Below are 14,767 nucleotides of genomic sequence, written 5' to 3' on the forward strand. Positions count from 1 at the left end.
AGATTCCATCTCCTTTGAACATGATACTTTTCAAACTCATGGTAAATTTCACTTGTCCTTCCCTTGAAAATGGCGAAAGGACAGCACCATGCTAATAGACGCGGTCCCGGATGGTCCGCTGCTGCATTGCTGGTCACATGATTTATGTCATATGACCTTTGCAGATGCATGAGAAATGATAACGTTCCCAATAATAGTAACAAAGACTGCGGCTCCCTGCTAATTTGTTTGCTTGGATAAAGGATGCAAGGCAGGCAAACAGAGCGTTTTAAAATATAATATTGATAAAGACTGGGAGTGCTAATTCATATAGCCAAAAAAAATCACGTCCACAGCATATAACATATGTAAATAAAAGTACACGGAAGCCGCCAAAAACGAAAAAGGAAATCCGGAAGTATCCAGAGATCCTTAGGTTAGCCTTACAACTCTATTGACTGCTTTTGTTTATACAGTGAACCGGAAACTAAATTCCCCTTGTAAATGACCGCTTTACGTTCAGAACGCCTCGCAACTGCTTCTGCAGAACAGCTCGCGTCAATCAATACTAAGCTTGCAGCATCCCCAGCTTTCGGCCATATTCGGTTACCATTTTCATCTAATGGAGTTTTTCCGCCCGTTATATGCCCAAGTGTTCGAGATAGGGAGACTTCATCAATCCATTTGAAGCGTTCCGCCAGCCTGCCGGCTCTCTCTAAGATGTCGCCATTCCCTAGAGGTGACCATACATCAAAGATATTATCATTACCTACTGATACTTCAACCCCTCTTTCATGTAATAAATCGACAGGGGGCATCTGTCTGTTAATGGGGACGCTGGTGACGATGGAAATCCCCGCATCCCTAAGAATGTCAGCCAGCTCATAGGCTTCTTCCTTGGATACGTCCCCTATACCGAACGCATGGCTTAATGCTACCCTGCCTTCCCAGCCTGCTTGCTTGGTCAGAGCTGCCAAACGTTTCATGGTGAACGTGCCCAGGTGCCCGGGATCATGTAAATGCAAGTCCACATCAGCGTCCGCTTCCACTGCTAGATCCATCAATTGCACAAGCGAAGCTTCAATATTGTTATCGACTGATGCTGGATCGACTGCCCCGACGATTCCTGCTCCGTTTCGCAATGCCTCCCTGACAAGCTTGGCAGAACCCGACCGCAACAATCCGTGCTGGGCAAATGCGACGATTTCTGAACTGAGTCTACTAGAATAGCCGGCAAGCGCCTGTTGTACTTGCTCTAAGTTTTGCAATCTCACCTCCGGGTAGATATCAACATGAGTCCGTACATGTGTGGAGCCAGAAGCTAAAAGGATTTCCAGTAAAGACTCTGCACGTTTACATGTGCTAGTTGCAATGGAAGGCAAAACCTTTTTCTCATTTTCAAAGCGTTCAATGACACTCGAAGAAGGAGTGCATGCTCTCCAAGCATCCCCCATCAGTGTTTTATCAAGATGGACATGCTTTTCAATGAAGGAGGGTAATGCCAGCAATCCTTTTGCATCTTCCACTGGTGAATCATTAGGTATGGCTTCCCCATCATTGATAATCTTCGTGATTTTTCCATCCTTCACCAACAGATGAAATAGCCCGGTTATCGTTCCTGTAACTCTTTCATTCTCTTTCCGGTAACCACATTCCAAACGAACATTCTTTAACCAATAGATTGTATTCATGCCCTTCATCCCTTCTTGAAATAGACATTCAATTCGCCTTCAAGGCAGATTCGCAGTCGAGTCCACCGTAAACAAGATTTCCATTGACCATGACTGCAGCGCGCGTCGATCTCCTGGCAACTGCCTCGGCAGCACTTGATGCACCCACAAATACCATACTTGCGTCATTTCCCACATTCGGCCATAAACGATTTCCTTCAGGGTCCAGTGTCTTGATCCCGCCCGTAATGAATTGGAGCGATTGAGACAATCCATACTCGTCCTTCCAGTTGTACCTCTCAGCCAATCTTCCTGCCTTTTCCAGCATATCTCCTGTACCGAATGGAGACCAGGAGTCATAAAAACCATCACATCCGAGAGCAACCTGGACACCCTTTTCATGAAGTAAATCAATGGGGGGAATTACCCGGTTTATCGGAACAGTAGACATGATGGCTATTCCTAGGTTTGATAAAATACTGGCCAGTTCATGTGATTCTTCAATAGGGACATCCCCAAGTGCAAAGGCATGACTGACAGCCGCTCTATTTTTCCATCCAGCTTCCTCGATTAAAGAAGCCAGTTTTTTGATCGTATAAAATCCAAGATGACCTGGATCATGTATATGGATATCAATATCTGCATCAAACTCAACGGCTAGATCCACCATTTCATATAGGGAAGCTTCAATATTATTATCCACTCCACCAGGATCCAAGCCTCCCACCAAAGCCGCCCCTTCTTTCATGGCTTGTCTCATTAACCCTTTTGAATTCGTCCTTAGCAGTCCATGCTGGGGGAAAGCCACGATCTCATATGTCATTTTTCCTTTGAAACTACTTAGCCCCTTTTGAATTTCTTCCAAGTTTTTCATACCGATGTATGGGTCAATGTTAACATGCGTCCTTATATGCGTCGCACCGCCTCTTAACAATAGTTCAAGCATCCGTTCAGCCCGGAGTCGCCCAGTTTCAGCAAGTTCAGCAAGCTCTTCCGCTTCTAGTTTTAAGCGTTCCATTAAATTCGGAACCGGAGTGCATGATTTCCAGGGCAGTCCTAAATAGGTCTTGTCCAGATGGTTATGCATCTCTTTAAAAGGAGGAAGTGCAAGCAGCTTTTTCGCGTCTTGAACGGGCATATCCGTTTTCAAAGGCATACTTGAAGCCAATTGCAATTCCTCTATGATCCCATCTTTTATATACATGTTGTATGGAGCTGTCTTTGTTCGAACAATTCTTTCATTCTCAAAAACAAATCCACTATCAAGTGTAACGTTTGTAAGCCAGTATGCTTTATTCATCAAACTTCACTCTCTTTAATAGAAGATTAAACACCTGTCGTCTCGAAAGATGAAATAGATCCGCTAACAACATTGCCCCTGAAGATGACAGCGGCACGCTTTGATCTTCGGGCCACCGCTTCCGCTGAACAGCTTGCTTCAAGCAAAACGATATTCGCCACATCCCCGACATTAGGCCATGCCTTGATCCCGTCTTGGTTTAATGGGGTAGTCCCTCCCGTTATGAATTGCAGGCTTTTAGCTAATGAGCGTTCGTCAATCATGCGAAACCTCTCGGCAAGGCGGCCGACCTTTTCCAGATTGTCCCCAATGCCAAAGGGTGTCCAATGGTCAGTGATGCTGTCATTACCCAGTTCGACTTTCACCCCTTTTTCATGGAGCAGGGGGATGGGGATCGTCCTGAAGATAGGCACTGTGGATGTAATGGATATTCCTGTTTCCGAAAACCTTTCGGCTATACTCGTTGCTTCTGGAACTGAAAGATCTGCCAAACCGCTGGCGTGGCTAACCGTTACCCTTCCTTGCCATCCTGCGTCTTCCGTCATGGAAGCGAGACGTTGCATCGTAAAGAGTCCAAGCTGATCCGGGTCATGTAAATGGACATCGATATCGGAATTCGATTCAACCGCGATATCCATGATCGTTTCAAGGGACCGCTCTATATTTTCATCAATTGTGGCGGGATCCACGCCTCCTACAAGATTCGCCCCATACTTCATGGCCTCCCGTAGTAATCCTGCGGAATTTGAGCGTAATAGTCCATGCTGTGGGAATGCGACGATTTCATACGTCAATTTATCCTTATACCCTTCTAACGCTTGAATGGTGGCCTCTAAATTTTTCAGACCTATCACGGGGTCAATGTTACAATGGGTGCGTATATGGGTAGATCCGAAGTCCAATAATAAATCCAGCATTTTTTCTGCTCTTACTTTAGCGGTAGGCAATAACTCGGGCAGTAAGGCCTGCTCTTCCTCTATCCGGGTTTTCACGCCATTAATGGCAGGCATGCAAGCCTTCCAAGGTCCGCCATAGTACGTTTTATCAATGTGAATATGCATTTCTTTAAATGAAGGGACCATCAGGAGACCGTGAACATCATGCTGTGGGTCCTGATCTGTTATCGATTCCTTCGCTAATAAAATGGATGATATTATTCCATTTTCAATCTTAATGTGGTAATTTCCCGTTTCAGTACCGGTAATCGTTTCATTTTCATCATAAGTAAAACCATTTTCCAAGCGTACATTCGTCAGCCAATACGATTGTGACATTAAACTCACCCTTCCATTCCAGATTGAACATGCGTCCCTTTCATTATAATTCTAAAGGTCATCTAATAATTTCAGAATTTTTACTCTTTTTTATGTTATTTTTACTTATTGTCCCAAAGAAAAAAGGCTCACCCTAATGGATGAACCCTTTCTTCTTATCTCCCCATCACTTTATCGTTACTTCATTTATTTCCAGATAGCCTGAAGGACTGATTGAAAACCCTTTTACACCTTTCGAGACTGCGGCAACATTTTCAATGACCCTTACAGGAATATATGGGGTATCAGCCATTTCGATTTCCTGTGCCTCTGCGTATAGTTCTTTGCGTTTCCCTTCTTCTTTTTCCTTCCTGGCGGCATCTATTAAACGATCAACCTTTGGATTGCTGTAAAAGAAGGTATTTCCAGCCGCTCCCTGTGATTCCGTATGAAATAGATTATATTGATTATAATCGGCATCCCCGGTCGCGTTTCTCCAACTGATGATGAACATTTCCGATTGCCCTTTATTTACTTGTTCAACGAACGAACCGTACTCCATGACCTGAACCTTCAAATGGATCCCGATACCTTTTAACTGTGATTGAAGTACTTCTGCCAAATTAACTCTTTCTTTACTATCCATTGTTAGAATAGTCGCATCAAGACCTTTAGAATAACCAGCTTCAGCCATCAATTTCTTTGCTTCTTTAAGATTGTAATCATAGGTTTTCAGATCAGCGTCGTACCCGAATACCTTAGATCCCATTAAGGAATTTGCCTTTACACCTACATTATTAAAGACACCCTTAATAATGGAATCCATTTCAATGGCATGGGCTATGGCTTTACGAACACGGACATCATTAAACGGTTCTTTATTTACATTAAATCCTATATATTCGGTACCATACCCTTCATTGCGGTAAACATCCATAGCCGCTGAGGATTCTACCTGGTCCATGACAGCTACAGGAAGAGGTTCTGCAATATGTGCTTCTCCCGTTTCTATCATCGATATCCTCGTGGAATCTTCAGGGACGACCTTGAAGATAACTTTGTCCACCTTTGGCTTGTCTCCCCAATAATTTTTGTTTTTCATCAATGTAATTTCTTGGCCTGGTGACCATGAATCAAAAACGAAAGGACCTGTTCCATTCGGTTCTTGGATAATTTTTTTTCCGTACTTTTCAATCGTTTTTGGACTGATGATTCCGCCTTCGTGATTCGCCAAGATGGAAAGCAGCGGGGAAAAAGGTTCCTTCAGAATGAATTGCACGGTATATTCATCAACCGGTTTCACTTCTTTTACCATATCGAATACTACCGCTCTAGGAGAAGCGACCAACGGATCCAATAGTCGATCAAACGTCTTTTTTACTGCAGCTGCATTAAATGGAGTGCCATCATGAAACGTGACATCATGCCTAAGCTTGAACTCCCAGGTCGTGTCATTTATTTGCTTCCATTTTTCGGCCAGCATAGGCTGTATCTCACTATTCTCATCTCGCTGGACAAGACCTTCATAGATTTTATGGTGGGTGACACTCGCGGCATTAATCGTGGACATGAACTGCTGATCCAAATTCTCAGCGTCGGATAAACGGGCAATGACCAGTGTACCCCCTTCTTTTGATGCAATGTTTTGCTCATTTTCCGTTGTGCTTACGTCATTGTTAGAAGAACAGCCAGTAATGATGATAACCATGAACATGACTAGAAAAAGCTTTCCTGCCCCACGCTTCAATCCCATGGACTTCGACCTCCAGATTTCATTTTTTGAACACTTATCTAATTATAGGAAATATTCTGACTATTTATTTTGAAAATCTTTACTATGTTTTTCATTTTCTTTACTTGTTTTCTTAAATTGTTTTCTCGCTTTTGCATCGCTTATCGATTCCACGATCTTAAATGATGGCTTAAACAATTCTTTCTCGGGAAGCTTCTGATAATCTCTTTCCAGATATCCTTTTCTCATCTTATCAAAATACTTTTGCCCCTTATATTTGATTTCTTTTAAATCAAGATTGGGGATTTTTTGATCCTTCATGACTACTTTTCCATTTATGATGGATAATTTAACGTCCCTCCCAGACCCACTTACGAACATGGTCCGAATGGGATCATCGATTACGCCCATATGATATCTGTCCAAATCAATCGCAATGATATCTGCCTTTGCCCCTGCTGCAATGCGGCCAAGATCGTTCCTGCCAAGAAAAGCAGCCGCATCAAGTGTGGCTGACCGAAAGAAATCGGCATAGACAGAGCCGTCCGTTTCTCCTTCCACCATCCGTGAGAGCATGCTCCCTATCCTTACGTTCTGGAACATATCCGGAGGGAAGGTGTCCGTTCCAAGGGCTATATTGATCCCAGCCCTTTTATATTTAGCGAATGATTCTAACGCCTCCCCATGCCTCCCGATAATCAGGGGGCAATGAATCACCGTTGTATTCGTTTCTCTTAGCAGCGCCAAGTCATCACCCTGTCCATATTTCGCTCCACTGTATCCTGAAACAAAGTGGGCATGCGGGATCCCTGTTCTTGGACCGAGAAAACCAAGGTCGTACAAATATCTGATCGGTGTAACATGATGGGCCTCCCAGATGGTGTTGAATTCAAAACTTCCTTGTGCGGCATGGAGCTTAATCGGGACATCCAATTTTTCGCTGTAATATTTGATCTGTTTTAATTGCTCTGCCGTTTGGGACTCTATACGTTCTGGAGCGAGCATCCCTCTGACCATGCCTCCATGGGCTCCATCGAATTTTTCTACAAACTCCACCGCTTTTTGCAATCCCGCTTCACCGGCTTTTTCATCCCAATGCAGTTTTATATTTCCGTTAGGCTGGACGACTCTCATTCCTGCTTGGAAACTCGGGCCCAGGTAAATCCTTAACCCCAATTCAGCTGCATGTTTTGCCGCAGCTGCCAATTCTTCATAGGTTTCGGCCCAGCTTTTATAAAAAACGGAAGTGATAGGCATGGCCGTCGTCACACCATGAAGAATGAGTTGTGAATAAGCATATAAAGATTTAAAGGATTCTTCTTCCTCGGTCATTAATTCGGGATGCCCGCTTTTTATATAATTCTCCGACCAAAGAAGGTTTTTCTGTCTGTCGGCACCGGCTTCAAAATGTAAAATATCATGGTCAATGTCCCCTAATGCATTTAAATCTATGAACCCGGGACTGATAATCGCATTACCGGCATCCATTACCTCGTCCACTTCTTCATTGTAATTTTTCCCTACATACAGTATCGTGTCTTTTTCATAAACGATCTCTGCGTTTTCCAAAATGACATGATCGCACCCATCATACCCAATTACATATCTTCCTTTAAGCTTGGTTTTCATCTTATTCCCCTTTCCGCATGGCCGGCAGCGTCTTCTCGTTCGTCATATCGCTTTTCATCTACATATGCCCTGGCGTGTCCCCAGAAATATTTCGTCGGCTGCATATACTTTTCGAGCCCGGCACGCTTTATCGTTGAAAAGGCCTCCTCATTCGCTTCATCAAGCACTGTACTTTCATGAACAGTCCGTACACTCCTCCCTTCCATGATCAATTTCCCATCCACGATGACATGCTCCACATCATTCGCCACTGCTTGAAACACAAGCCGATGAACATGCATGAATTCAGGGGTCAGATGTGGCTGATGCAGATTGACCGTAATGACATCGGCTTTTTTCCCAATCTCCAGGGAGCCTATTTCATCATCCCAGCCAATGCATTTCGCAGCATCTATCGTGATCATTTCCAACAGCTTGCCTGGGGGTAAATAATAGTAATCCCTAAGGGCTGCCTGGTGAACAAACTGTGTTTTCCTCATTGCCTGGAACATATCGAAACTTGTGGAAGGGGAAGTCCCATCCGTGGAGATTGCCACAGTTGCCCCCATCTCCAATAATTCGGTTATGGGGGTACGTGCATGAACCTGGCCAAATCCAGGTGATGCACTGACGTTTGTACCTGTTTCCGCCAATATTCTTGCCTCATCGAAGGAAATGCCGCGACAGTGCTGTAAATGAACATCTGGACCCAACAAGGCATGTTCCTTATCCTGTATCGCTAAATGAATCATCCCGCCAAAGGCATCAGAGTGTATCCGTGTGTTATATTTCCTGGCAATCTCTCTTATTTTCTTCGCTTGATAAAGATCATGATCATTCAGCCCATAAAGCCTGTCAGGAGATGTGGGATTGGAAGGATCAACGGATGTAACGATGACAAATGGTGTAATGAAGGCTCTCGTGCGGTCTTCATTTGCATGGTTCAGTGCCTCGATTACAGCTTCTGCCCCCTTCAATACTTCTTCATAGGAAACTTCCTTTACCATTCTCTTTCCGTCAATCCACCGACTGAACGAATGTGGCCATGGAGGGTTGCATGGCCCGGTGCAAACCACTTCCCTGATCCCCACTTCGGCGTATGCTTTTGCGTGATTGATGGCGAAAATCGGTTCATCGGATCGCGGCATGGACCCTAAAACGCTCACACCTGTTGTCACACCCGCCTTTAATCTCTCAAGAGAGGAGAGCTTTCCTTCGTAGTACCAAAAGTCATCTGTTACAAAATGTTTATACGTATTTGTCATGATGGGCATCCAAAAATCAATATTCTCCATCGCTATCGTTTTGAACATGGAATGCCCCCCATGACCATGAACGTCTATTAATCCGGGCAATATACACTGATGGCTGCAATCAATGACCTTTACAGCCTCATACTTCAATTGCAGTTTCTCGGTTGCATCAACGGCTAAAATCCTTCCTTGATTTATGGCGATGGCGCCATCCGGCAGAATTCTCCTGTTTTGATCCATGGTTATCACGGTCCCATGGATTAGCAGTAAATCAATCATATTTCCCCTCCTAATTGAGAAGGCAGCATAACATCCTTATGCTGCCTTCCTTTTTTGCTGAATTCCCTACTTCACGGTTACATCATCGAGCATTAAATAATTTGCCGGATTCAGCCAAAGCCCTTTAACCGTCCCTCCATATACGGCCAAGTGCTCATAGTTGCGAATAGGAACATATGGAACTTCTTCCCTTTCAATTTCTTGTGCCTTCGAATATAGTTCCTTACGTTTATCGCCATCCGATTCTTGACGTGCATTTTCAATCAATTTATCCACTTCCGGGTTGCTATAGAATGAACTATTTCCCGCAGCACCTTGGGATTTGCTATCAAAAAGATTGAATTGATTATAATCTCCATCGCCGGTAGCATTGCCCCAGCCGCCTATCGATACTTGGTGCTCGCCCTTAGCGGTCGCGTCAATGTAAGCCCCATACTCAAGGACCTGAATCTTGACCTTAATTCCAATTCCTTTTAACTGGGATTGAATCACCTCCGCCATGTTGATCCTTTCCTTACGATCACTCGTTGTCAGTGTAAACTCCAAGCCATCCTTGACCCCTGCTTCAGTCAAGAGCTTCTTCGATTCATTAATATCATAGTCGTAGCCTTTTATATCCGGATCATAGCCAAACACCTTTGGGCTCATTGTTGAATTTGCCCTCGTACCGACGTCGTTATAAACCCCTTTGATAATCGAATCGACCTCGATGGCATGTGCGACCGCTTTACGGACACGTACATCATCGAAAGGTTTTTTCTTAACATTGAAGCTTAGGTATTCAACTGCAAGTCCCTCCGTGCGATATAAATCCATCGTGTCCGATGCTTCGATCCTCTCAATCTCGGTCACTGGCACTTGATCGGTCACATGTGCTTCACCCGTTTCAATCATCGCAATCCTCGTAGCATCTTCAGGTACAACCTTGAATACTACCCCATCAATCTTAGGTTCATCCCCCCAGTAGTCCTCGTTTTTCGAAAGTACGATCTCTTCACCGGGCTTCCACGATTTAAAAATGAAGGGCCCTGTCCCAACGGGGTTTTGGCCTAGTTTATCACTATGCTCCTTAATGGCTTTAGGGCTGATGATGCTTCCTTCATTACTAACTAAAATAGATAACAGTGGAGCATAAGGATATTTCAGTTTGAATTGTACGGTAGTATCGTCAACCACTTTAATTTCTTTGATCATTTCCAATTTACCAGCCTGCGGAGAAGCTGTTGCCGGATCCAGTATCCTGTCGAAATTGGTTTTCACCGCTTCGGCATTGAATGGAGCTCCATCATGGAACTTGACACCCTCTTGCAATTTAAATTCCCAAGTGACATCATCCAGTTGTTTCCACTCTTTTGCCAGCAGCGGCTTAGGATCCATGTTTTTATCAGGAACGACCAATGTTTGATAAACCTTTTCATAAACGACGTTTGCTGATGGAATGTCTGTTATGAAGTGAGGGTCCAGGATGGTCGCGTCAGATAATCGGGCGACGATTAGTGTACCTCCTTCTTTCGCTTTTCCTTCCGGTTCCTTGCTGCCGGTTTGATCTGTTGCACACCCAGATAAAATGGATGAGATGCCTAATAACGATGCGAATAGTACCCCAATCATACCTTTTCTCATTCTATTTCCTCCCTTTTCAACCTGCCTTTGTTTCTCCAAGTAACTTTCAGCTATGAGTACATCGGGCTTACTTCAAATTATAAGAAAAAAAAGAATTTTATATTTTCAGAATCTTTACTCATTTTTTAATTATCTTTACTGCTTTTCCGCATCATATTTACTTCAATACATATTTTGAATAAATTTAATGAAAGAAAAGGAGGAAATCCAATGAAGCCAGAGGTCGTCTTGAATAATACCGAATTGAAGGTAAACGAAAGAAAATCTCCAAAACTAAGAAACTGGAAAGCTTTTTATAAAAAATTCAAGAGAAATAAATTGGCATTGATAGGCGGGTACATCGTACTTTTTTATATTTTATTGGCCATGTTTGCACCTTTGATTTCACCACAGGATCCCTATGAAATTGATTTAGTCCACAAACTCCAGCCTCCGTCAGCCGAACATTGGATGGGTACGGATGATAAGGGAAGGGATATTTTAAGCAGATTATTATATGGAACAAGGCTTTCATTAACGGTTGGGTTTGTCTCTGTATTCTTCGGGGCGTTCATCGGCATACTGCTTGGGTTAACAGCAGGTTATTACGGAAAATGGATCGATACCGTCATTATGAGGATTGTCGATGTTCTGCTGGCTTTCCCGGGAATATTGCTGGCTCTTGCCATCATTAGTGCCCTTGGCCCAAGTTTAATCAATGTAATGGTAGCGGTCGGTGTCTTTTCCATACCGATGTTTGCCCGGATTGTACGCGGTTCCACATTGTCAGTCAGGAAGCTGGAATATATCGATGCCATTCGTGCATTGGGAGCCACTGACTTCACGATCATACGCAAGCACATTTTTCCGAATATTCTATCACCCGTCATCGTTCAAGCTACATTACGTCTGGCAACGGCCATTCTGTCGGCAGCCGGATTATCATTCCTTGGATTGGGAGCCCAGCCTCCCTCACCGGAATGGGGAGCCATGCTGAGCAGCGGTCGGGATTATTTGTTCAGCGCCCCTCACATCGCCTTGTTTCCCGGAATAGCCATATCAACACTGGTGCTGGGTTTCAACGTCTTCGGGGATGGACTTAGAGATGCCCTAGATCCAAGAATGAAAAAATAAGGAGGAGAGAAAATGTTCGTTTTTATAATCCGACGGGTCTTTCAAACCATACCGGTTTTACTAGGAGTGAGTCTTGTTGTTTTCCTCATCATGCAAATGGTCCCTGGAGATCCGGCAACACTGCTTGCAGGTGAAGGGGCTACTAAAGAAACGATTGAATCGCTGCGACATGATCTTGGCCTTGATCGTCCAATCCTCTATCAGTATGCAGACTATATCATTCATGCTGTACAAGGTGACTTTGGAGAATCTCTCCGCAGCAGCCGCCCTGTTTTGGACGAAATCATGGTCCGCTTGCCAATCACCCTTGAACTGGCACTTGCAAGCATTTTCATAACCGTTGTCCTTGGAATGCTGGCAGGAATCATCTCGGCAACCAAGCAATACTCGGTATCTGACATTTCCATCATGATCGTTGCTTTATTAGGAATCTCATTACCTAGTTTCTGGTTAGGTCTGATGCTTATCTACTTCTTTTCCGTAAACCTTCATTGGTTTCCGGTTTCAGGTTGGGGAACCATTAGGCACATGATTCTCCCAGCCATAACCCTTGGGGCCGGCGGAGCGGCCATTGTAGCAAGGATGACCAGGTCGAGCATGCTCGAAGTCGTTCGCCAGGACTACATCCGGACTGCAAGAGCAAAGGGATTAAAAGAATATGTCATCATTTATAAACATGGCCTGAAAAATGCGCTTATCCCCGTCATTACAGTCGTGGGCCTCCAGTTCGGTGCACTACTCGGCGGTACCGTATTGACAGAGTCCGTATTTGCCATCAATGGTCTTGGGAGATTGATAGTTGATGCAATCAGAACGAGGGATTTACCAATGGTTCAAGGCGGGGTCCTTATTGCTTCCGTTATCTTCGTATTCATGAATTTGGCAGTGGATGTCCTCTATCGATACTTTAACAAAAGAATAGACTTGAATTAAGGAGGTAGGATGATGAAACAGGTTGATGATAAAATACTGGAGGTAAAAAATCTGCAGACCCACTTTTTCACTGACGAAGGAACGAGTAAAGCAGTCAACGGAATCAGTTTCTCCCTCAATAAAGGGGAAACCCTCGGAATCGTCGGGGAGTCTGGAAGTGGTAAAAGTATAACATCCTTATCATTATTAAGGCTTATTCCATCGCCCCCTGGAAAGATTGTTGGGGGCAGCATCCTTTTTAAAGGGGAGGATCTGCTTACGAAGACTGAAAAACAGATGCGATCTATACGCGGTAATGAAATTTCGATGATATTCCAAGAGCCGATGACCTCATTGAATCCCGTATATTCAGCGGGTGAGCAAATTGCAGAAGCCATCCGGCTCCATCAAAATCTGGGAAAAAAAGAAGCATGGAACAAAGCCGTCGACATGCTTCGGCTCGTCGGGATCCCCTCACCTGAAAAAAGGGCAAAACAGGAGCCGCATGAGCTAAGCGGCGGAATGAGGCAAAGGGTCATGATTGCGATGGCACTTGCCTGCCACCCTGAGGTTTTAATAGCGGATGAACCTACAACGGCACTGGATGTGACGATCCAAGCCCAAATCCTCGAACTGATCAAGACACTGCAAAAGGATTTCGGGACGGCTGTCATTTTGATCACTCATGATCTGGGTGTCGTATATGAAACCTGCGACCGGGTTGCCGTCATGTACACAGGAAAAATAGTTGAATATACGTTGGCCAAGGAAATATTCACAAACCCAAAACATCCATACACCATCGGTTTATTAAAATCCCTTCCACGATTGGATATGGACCAGGAAGAACTGACTACAATTCCCGGGACTGTTCCAAGTCCTTACAACATGCCCAAGGGCTGCAGCTTTGCTCCCCGCTGTGCAAATAAGAAGAGCATTTGTGAACAAGCCGTACCGGATCTCCAGGCAACCGGCCCAAGCACCCAGGTCAGCTGCTGGATGTTCACCCCCCAATGGGAGAAGGACTATAACACTAAAGAGGAGGTGGGGGTTTTATGACGGGGGTACCAGTTGCAGAGAAAAAGGTTTTGCTTAAAGTAGATCAATTGAAACAATATTTTCCGATCAAGGGTGGATTTTTCGGAAGAACCGTCAATCATGTAAAAGCCGTTGATGATATTAGCTTCCATATCTATCAGGGTGAAACCTTAAGCATAGTGGGCGAATCAGGCTGCGGAAAATCGACCACCGGAAGGGCCATCCTTCGATTGGATGAACCTACAAGCGGGAGCATTCACTTTCAGGACAAGGATTTACTCAGTTTAGGAAAAAAAGAAATGAGGAGCACCAGGAAGGACTTGCAAGTTATTTTTCAAGATCCATTTGCCTCTCTTAATCCTAGGCAGACTATAGGGCAAATCCTCGGAGAAGCTTTAGCCATCCAAAATGTAGTGCCTAAAGAAAAACGAAAGAGCAGGATTGAAGAATTATTGGGCCATGTGGGGCTCAGACCGGAGTCCATGGAAAGATACCCGCACGAATTCAGCGGCGGCCAGAGACAGCGGGTCGGCATTGCACGGGCTCTTGCAGTAGACCCAAAATTGATCATATGTGACGAAGCTGTATCTGCACTTGATGTCTCCATTCAAGCACAAGTACTGAATCTATTAAAATCCTTACAGCGACAGTTCGATCTTACCTTTCTTTTCATCTCACATGATTTGGGAGTGGTCAGGCATATCTCGGATCGCGTAATGGTCATGTATCTTGGAAAGATAGTCGAAATAGCAGATAAAAAGTCCATTTTCGAACAGCCGCAGCATCCATATACGAGAGCATTGCTATCTGCCATCCCAGTACCGAATCCGGTGCATGAAAGAGAACGAATCCTATTAACGGGTGATGTCCCCTCACCCATCGATCCTCCTAGCGGCTGCCGCTTCCATACACGGTGCCCTTTTGCGATGGACATCTGTAAAACACAGTTACCCGAGCTAAAGCTCTCAGCACAAAATCATCAAGTGGCCTGTCACATTGTGTCATAA

General features: G+C 44.4%; 11 protein-coding genes. 4 read left to right on the forward strand and 7 right to left on the reverse strand.

Annotated features, from left to right (window positions below):
• Positions 1 to 422 precede the first annotated feature (422 nt).
• From N9I19_RS08750 to N9I19_RS08780, 7 genes are all read right to left on the reverse strand, one after another.
• Entirely contained in the window at positions 423 to 1,670 is a 1,248-nt protein-coding gene (locus tag N9I19_RS08750; RefSeq protein WP_317777542.1) for an amidohydrolase, read from the reverse strand.
• Positions 1,671 to 1,698: 28 nt separating this feature from the next.
• Positions 1,699 to 2,949 (reverse strand): amidohydrolase, encoded by a 1,251-nt coding sequence (locus tag N9I19_RS08755; protein ID WP_317777543.1) that lies wholly within the window; start codon positions 2,947 to 2,949, stop codon positions 1,699 to 1,701.
• A 26-nt stretch (positions 2,950 to 2,975) separates the two neighbouring features.
• A complete protein-coding gene (locus N9I19_RS08760; protein ID WP_317777544.1) occupies positions 2,976 to 4,223 on the reverse strand; it encodes an amidohydrolase family protein in 1,248 nt (415 codons plus the stop codon).
• Between the two features lie 166 nt (positions 4,224 to 4,389).
• Positions 4,390 to 5,955 carry a glutathione ABC transporter substrate-binding protein gene (locus N9I19_RS08765; protein WP_317777545.1) on the reverse strand — a complete coding sequence of 522 codons (1,566 nt, stop codon included), beginning with the start codon at positions 5,953 to 5,955 and terminating at the stop codon, positions 4,390 to 4,392.
• Between the two features lie 60 nt (positions 5,956 to 6,015).
• Positions 6,016 to 7,563 carry an amidohydrolase family protein gene (locus tag N9I19_RS08770; protein WP_317777546.1) on the reverse strand — a complete coding sequence of 516 codons (1,548 nt, stop codon included), beginning with the start codon at positions 7,561 to 7,563 and terminating at the stop codon, positions 6,016 to 6,018.
• On the reverse strand, positions 7,560 to 9,074 hold the full coding sequence (locus N9I19_RS08775; RefSeq protein WP_317777547.1) for an amidohydrolase family protein: 1,515 nt from the start codon (positions 9,072 to 9,074) through the stop codon (positions 7,560 to 7,562). The genes N9I19_RS08770 and N9I19_RS08775 overlap by 4 nt, the downstream gene beginning before the upstream one ends.
• A gap of 66 nt (positions 9,075 to 9,140) precedes the next feature.
• Positions 9,141 to 10,697, reverse strand: coding sequence for a glutathione ABC transporter substrate-binding protein (locus N9I19_RS08780; RefSeq protein WP_289319660.1), 1,557 nt, complete (start codon positions 10,695 to 10,697; stop codon positions 9,141 to 9,143).
• A 210-nt stretch (positions 10,698 to 10,907) separates the two neighbouring features.
• Between N9I19_RS08780 and nikC the strand changes: the two genes are divergently transcribed.
• From nikC to N9I19_RS08800, 4 genes are read left to right on the forward strand one after another with little or no spacing between them, the layout of a single operon-like run.
• Positions 10,908 to 11,810: a nickel transporter permease gene (gene nikC / locus N9I19_RS08785; RefSeq protein WP_089364221.1), complete on the forward strand. Its 903-nt coding sequence runs from the start codon at positions 10,908 to 10,910 to the stop codon at positions 11,808 to 11,810.
• 12 nt (positions 11,811 to 11,822) lie between these two features.
• The gene (gene nikB / locus N9I19_RS08790; RefSeq protein ID WP_061464897.1) at positions 11,823 to 12,743 is read left to right on the forward strand and encodes a nickel ABC transporter permease; all 921 of its coding nucleotides are present in this window, start codon (positions 11,823 to 11,825) and stop codon (positions 12,741 to 12,743) included.
• A gap of 12 nt (positions 12,744 to 12,755) precedes the next feature.
• The gene (locus N9I19_RS08795) at positions 12,756 to 13,781 is read left to right on the forward strand and encodes an ABC transporter ATP-binding protein (protein ID WP_411730420.1); all 1,026 of its coding nucleotides are present in this window, start codon (positions 12,756 to 12,758) and stop codon (positions 13,779 to 13,781) included.
• Entirely contained in the window at positions 13,778 to 14,767 is a 990-nt protein-coding gene (locus tag N9I19_RS08800) for an ABC transporter ATP-binding protein (RefSeq protein WP_317777550.1), read from the forward strand. The genes N9I19_RS08795 and N9I19_RS08800 overlap by 4 nt, the downstream gene beginning before the upstream one ends.

Origin of the sequence: Peribacillus sp. CSMR9, from assembly GCF_033141925.1 — a bacterium.
In the GTDB taxonomy this organism is placed as follows: domain Bacteria; phylum Bacillota; class Bacilli; order Bacillales; family DSM-1321; genus Peribacillus; species Peribacillus simplex_A.

Bases quoted from the DNA above. Each gene is read 5' to 3' on its own strand.
- N9I19_RS08750 (WP_317777542.1), bottom strand. From the start codon at position 1,670: ATGAATACAATCTATTGGTTAAAGAATGTTCGTTTGGAATGTGGTTAC.
- N9I19_RS08755 (WP_317777543.1), bottom strand. From the start codon at position 2,949: ATGAATAAAGCATACTGGCTTACAAACGTTACACTTGATAGTGGATTT.
- N9I19_RS08760 (WP_317777544.1), bottom strand. From the start codon at position 4,223: ATGTCACAATCGTATTGGCTGACGAATGTACGCTTGGAAAATGGTTTT.
- N9I19_RS08765 (WP_317777545.1), bottom strand. From the start codon at position 5,955: ATGGGATTGAAGCGTGGGGCAGGAAAGCTTTTTCTAGTCATGTTCATG.
- N9I19_RS08770 (WP_317777546.1), bottom strand. From the start codon at position 7,563: ATGAAAACCAAGCTTAAAGGAAGATATGTAATTGGGTATGATGGGTGC.
- N9I19_RS08775 (WP_317777547.1), bottom strand. From the start codon at position 9,074: ATGATTGATTTACTGCTAATCCATGGGACCGTGATAACCATGGATCAA.
- N9I19_RS08780 (WP_289319660.1), bottom strand. From the start codon at position 10,697: ATGAGAAAAGGTATGATTGGGGTACTATTCGCATCGTTATTAGGCATC.
- nikC (WP_089364221.1), top strand. From the start codon at position 10,908: ATGAAGCCAGAGGTCGTCTTGAATAATACCGAATTGAAGGTAAACGAA.
- nikB (WP_061464897.1), top strand. From the start codon at position 11,823: ATGTTCGTTTTTATAATCCGACGGGTCTTTCAAACCATACCGGTTTTA.
- N9I19_RS08795 (WP_411730420.1), top strand. From the start codon at position 12,756: ATGAAACAGGTTGATGATAAAATACTGGAGGTAAAAAATCTGCAGACC.
- N9I19_RS08800 (WP_317777550.1), top strand. From the start codon at position 13,778: ATGACGGGGGTACCAGTTGCAGAGAAAAAGGTTTTGCTTAAAGTAGAT.